This window comes from Bradyrhizobium sp. YR681, from assembly GCF_000282615.1.
GTDB lineage: Bacteria > Pseudomonadota > Alphaproteobacteria > Rhizobiales > Xanthobacteraceae > Bradyrhizobium.
This window is the reverse complement of sequence record NZ_AKIY01000124.1, coordinates 1-2,749: the sequence shown is the minus strand read 5'-3', so window position 1 is coordinate 2,749 and position 2,749 is coordinate 1. Positions and strand designations below refer to the sequence as shown.

Genomic DNA, 2,749 nt, shown 5'->3' with positions numbered 1-2,749 from the left:
CCGCCTCCGGCCGCAGCGGCTGCCGACAGCGAGGTCGCCCTGTTCTGCAGCAACGTGGCTGATCCCGCCGTCGATGCGCGGCTCGCCTGGCAGCTCAAGGAGCTGGAGAAGGCCGAGAGCCTGCTCCGCGAGCGGATCGCCGAGGTCGAGGCCAAGCGCGCCGAATACGAGAAGTGGATGGCCCTGCGCGACGACTTCCTGAAGAAGGCCGAGGCGCAAGTCGTCGAAATCTATTCACGCATGAAGCCGGACGCTGCGGCCACCCAGATTGCCGGCATGGCGGACGAGACCGCCGCTGCCGTGCTTGCCAAGCTCAGCCCGAGGAGCTCGAGCGCAATCTTCAACGAGATGGATACGGCGCGCGCAGCGCACCTTGCCGATCTGCTCGGCGGAATGCGCCGCGTGGATGACGGAAAGACCAAATAGATGAAGAAGCTGATCCTCATCCTGCCGCTCCTGTTGCTTGCCGGATGCGTCGGCGATCCCGCGGACGTCCTGACCGGTCCGCGCCTGTCGCCGGTCGGGAGCGGCCTGAGGAGCCAGGCCGATCCGATTCCGGTGACGCCGCGCATGCGTACGCCGGTCAGCTATCGCTCGACCTGGGACGACGGCACCGATCTCTACCGCGATCCCCGCGCCCGGCGCACCGGCGACGTCGTGACGGTCATCATCTCGATGCAGGACAAGGCCAAGCTCGACAACAAGACCGATCGCTCTCGCGATTCGCAGATCAAGTTCGGGCTCGACTGGCTGATGGACGTCGCAGGATGGAGCGACAAGGGCTCGACCAGCGCCAATCTCAGCACCAACACCCAGATCAAGGGGAACGGACAGATCGATCGCACCGAGGACATCAAGCTGTCCATCGCCGCGATCGTCACCGACGTGTTGCCGAACGGCAATATGATGATCAGCGGCTCACAGGAGTTCCGCGTCAATACCGAGATGCGCGTGCTCAACGTCGGCGGCATCGTGCGCCCGCGCGACATCTCGCGAACCAACACGATCTCCTACGACAAGATCGCGGAGGCGCGCGTGTCCTATGGTGGTCGTGGAAATCTCTCTGACGTGCAGCAGCCTGGATGGGGACATCGGATCTATGACGCCGTGGCACCGTTCTGAGGTTCGCAGCCGTCCGGCCGCGTTGCAAGGGCAGGGGACATCATGCGCCTGATTGCGGCCATCGTGGTGCTGACCCTGGTTGCGATCGGTGCGGGCGCGCTCGCCGGCCTGCATCTGTTTGCGGCTGCCGAGCGGGTCGCCGACGCGAAGAAGAGCGCCACGCCGCCGCCGCTCGCGTCGAGCTACGCCGGCAGCGCGCGACTGAGGAAACTGTCTCCCATCGTGACCAATCTCGCCGCGCCGGCCAACAACTGGGCCCGCGTCGAAGCTTCCATGGTGACCGAGACCATGAGCGACGAGGATGCCGGCATCCTGGCCGCCCATATCAGCGAGGACATCGTGACCTATCTGCGGTCGTCCTCGGTCACGCAGTTCGAGGGATCGCGCGGGCTCCAGCATCTGCGCGACGACCTGACCGAGCGCGCCAGCATCCGCTCGTCCGGCAAGGTTCGCGAATTGATCATTGAGACGTTGGTGATTCAGTGAGAGTGAGAGTCCTGCTGCTCGCGTTGGTTCTGGTCGTGCTGCCCGGGGTGGCGCTGGCCCAGATTCCGGACCTCAACTCGCTGCTGCCGCCTGGAAACGGCTCGACCAGCGGCCGCATCATCCAGCTGATGGCGCTGATCACGGTGCTGTCGGTGGCGCCGGGACTGCTCATCATGGTGACGAGCTTCACGCGATTTGCGGTGGCGTTGTCGTTCCTGCGCTCCGGTCTCGGACTCCAGACCACGCCGGCCAACCTCGTCCTGATCAGCCTGGCGCTGTTCATGACGTTCTATGTGATGGCGCCGACCTTCGACCGCGCCTGGGAGACCGGCGTCCAGCCTCTCATGAAGAACGAGATCTCGGAGGAAGAGGCGTATCTCAAGATCACCGATCCGTTCCGCGAGTTCATGCTGGCCCATGTCCGCGACAAGGATCTGCAGACCTTCGAATCGCTCGCCGCGGAGAGCTTCCGCAGGAAGTTCGACGACAAGCGCATCGATCTGCGCGTAATCATTCCGGCCTTCATGATCTCCGAGCTCAGGCGTTCGTTCGAGATCGGCTTTCTCATCATGCTGCCGTTCCTCGTCATCGACATGATCGTGGCGACGCTGACCATGTCGATGGGCATGATGATGATGCCGCCGACGATCCTCGCACTGCCGTTCAAGATGCTGTTTTTCGTGCTGATCGATGGTTGGAATCTGCTCGCCTCGGGCCTCGTGCGGTCGTTCTCGTAACAGGCGAGATCGCCGGCCGGCTGGTTATGGTTAGCGAGAAGTACCGGGTTATGGTTAGCGGAGGGTACCGTTAACCATCTGATATCGCTGCTAAATTCAAGCCGATCTTAATCTCGGCGCAAGATTCGACGTGCTAGCAATGCAGCACGGCGGGTTGGACCCCACCCACATCAGTCCAAAGGCATGATGCCGCCCCTCCGTACCGGTGCAAGCCCGGTATGTCCCCTCGTGAAAATGTAACGCGTACATAAAGGGACATCGCAATGTCACTGCTTACGAACTCGACCGCCATGACCGCACTCCAGACCCTGCGGTCTGTGGGCTCGCAGCTCGCCACCACGCAGAACCGGATCTCGACCGGCCAGCGTGTGGCCACCGCTTCGGACAACGCTGCCTACTGGTCG

The 2,749-nt window shown here is 63.1% G+C and carries 5 protein-coding genes; all 5 read left to right on the top strand.

Annotated features, from left to right (window positions below; translation table 11 throughout):
- Positions 1-426 (top strand): MotE family protein (locus PMI42_RS11690; RefSeq protein ID WP_008133995.1); only part of this gene is annotated, 426 nt, incomplete at its 5' end.
- On the top strand, positions 427-1,122 hold the full coding sequence (flgH, locus tag PMI42_RS11685; RefSeq protein WP_008133993.1) for a flagellar basal body L-ring protein FlgH: 696 nt from the start codon (positions 427-429) through the stop codon (positions 1,120-1,122).
- A 42-nt stretch (positions 1,123-1,164) separates the two neighbouring features.
- On the top strand, positions 1,165-1,608 hold the full coding sequence (locus tag PMI42_RS11680; RefSeq protein ID WP_008133991.1) for a flagellar basal body-associated FliL family protein: 444 nt from the start codon (positions 1,165-1,167) through the stop codon (positions 1,606-1,608).
- Positions 1,605-2,345, top strand: coding sequence for a flagellar type III secretion system pore protein FliP (fliP, locus tag PMI42_RS11675; protein ID WP_008133990.1), 741 nt, complete (start codon positions 1,605-1,607; stop codon positions 2,343-2,345). Before PMI42_RS11680 ends, fliP begins: the two co-directional genes overlap by 4 nt.
- A 263-nt stretch (positions 2,346-2,608) precedes the next feature.
- A partial coding sequence (locus PMI42_RS37890; protein ID WP_008133988.1) for a flagellin N-terminal helical domain-containing protein occupies positions 2,609-2,749 on the top strand: 141 nt, incomplete at its 3' end.

What these genes read in the sequence shown, in the direction of transcription:
- PMI42_RS11680 (WP_008133991.1), top strand. Translation starts at nt 1,165, where the DNA reads ATGCGCCTGATTGCGGCCATCGTGGTGCTGACCCTGGTTGCGATCGGT.
- flgH (WP_008133993.1), top strand. Translation starts at nt 427, where the DNA reads ATGAAGAAGCTGATCCTCATCCTGCCGCTCCTGTTGCTTGCCGGATGC.